The sequence below is a fragment of the Micromonospora sp. M51 genome (genome assembly GCF_018070305.1).
Lineage (GTDB): Bacteria > Actinomycetota > Actinomycetes > Mycobacteriales > Micromonosporaceae > Micromonospora > Micromonospora parva.
This window is the reverse complement of record NZ_JAGPXZ010001205.1, coordinates 1-1,144: the sequence shown is the minus strand read 5'-3', so window position 1 is coordinate 1,144 and position 1,144 is coordinate 1. Positions and strand designations below refer to the sequence as shown.

The 1,144-nt window shown below is 72.5% G+C and carries 2 protein-coding genes; both read right to left on the bottom strand.

The genetic code is table 11. The annotated features are described in order from the left end of the window. Positions 1 to 274: 274 nt before the first annotated feature. Positions 275 to 658, bottom strand: coding sequence for a VOC family protein (locus KBX53_RS33715; protein ID WP_210863893.1), 384 nt, complete (start codon positions 656 to 658; stop codon positions 275 to 277). A gap of 189 nt (positions 659 to 847) precedes the next feature. Then, on the bottom strand, positions 848 to 1,144 hold a 297-nt coding region (locus KBX53_RS33710), incomplete at its 5' end, for a YafY family protein (RefSeq protein ID WP_210863892.1).

Here is a 1,144-nt window from a genome sequence, read left to right as displayed (position 1 = left end):
GCAGACGGACCGGGCCCCACCCGGCCCGTTGCGGCTTGATCCACTCGGCTTTCGTGAAGTCGGGGCATCCGAGTGCGTCGGATACCCCGACTTCCTGAAAACGGAGTTGATCACCGGCTCCGGCTTCAGCCAGGCCACGCCAGGCCAGGCCGGAGCAGGGCCGGCCAGGCCAGGCCAGGCCAGGCCGGACCAGGGCCGGCCAGGCCAGACCAGACCAGACCACGCCAGGCCGGAGCAGGGCCGGGCGAAGCAGGGCCGGCCCTGGAACGGGTGGTCAGCTCTGCTGGGGCGGGGGCGAGAACACGCCTACGCGATTGCCGGTCGGGTCGAGCAGGTGGGCCGACGTGAGACCGCTCGGCGCCGTACGCGCCGGCACCAGCACCCGACCGCCGGCCGCTTCGGCCCGCTTGCAGGTCTCCTCGACGTCGGCGACCTCGGCGTAGAACACCGCGTAGTTCGGCGAACTCCCGTCGGTCGCGCGGATCGCCCCGCTGATCCCGGTGTCGCCACCGGCTCCGGTCACCCGGTAGGACGCGCCGTTGGCCGGCCCCTGCTCCTCGAAGGTCCAGCCGAACAGCTCTCCGTAGAACTTCTCCGCGGCCTCGGGCCGGTCGGCGCCGAATTCGAACCAGGTGATGGGCGTGGTGGACCTGGACATCTGTTGCCTCCAGAAATTTCCGGGCCGGCCGTTCGGCCGCCGTCCCCAGCAGTCTCGAGGCCGTTCGCGACAGCGTCCTGTCGGTGTTTCCGGATCATCCGGCCGAGTTGTCGTCGACGCGGCCCACCCCGGCCGGGTGGTCGTCGACGCGGTCCACCCCGGCCGGGTGGTCGTCGACGTCGAGCCGTTTCAGACCAGGCTCAGCGGGCGGAGCCGTTCGTGCGGGATGTCGAGATCGGTCAGGTGCAGCTCCCGGGCCACCACGTCGGGCAGCGCCCGGACCGTCCGGATCCGGTCGGTGCGGAAGCAGCGCAGCTCGTCGCGCAGCCGGCACCAGGCCACCAGGTACCAGTGCCGGGAGTTGCCGAGGTAGCCGAGTGGCTCGACGTCACGGGTCGAGTCGGCGCCGGCGCGGTCGGCGTACCGGATGCGCAGCACCCGCCGCGCGGTGACCGCCTCGGCGACGGTGGCCGGGACGGGCGTGGC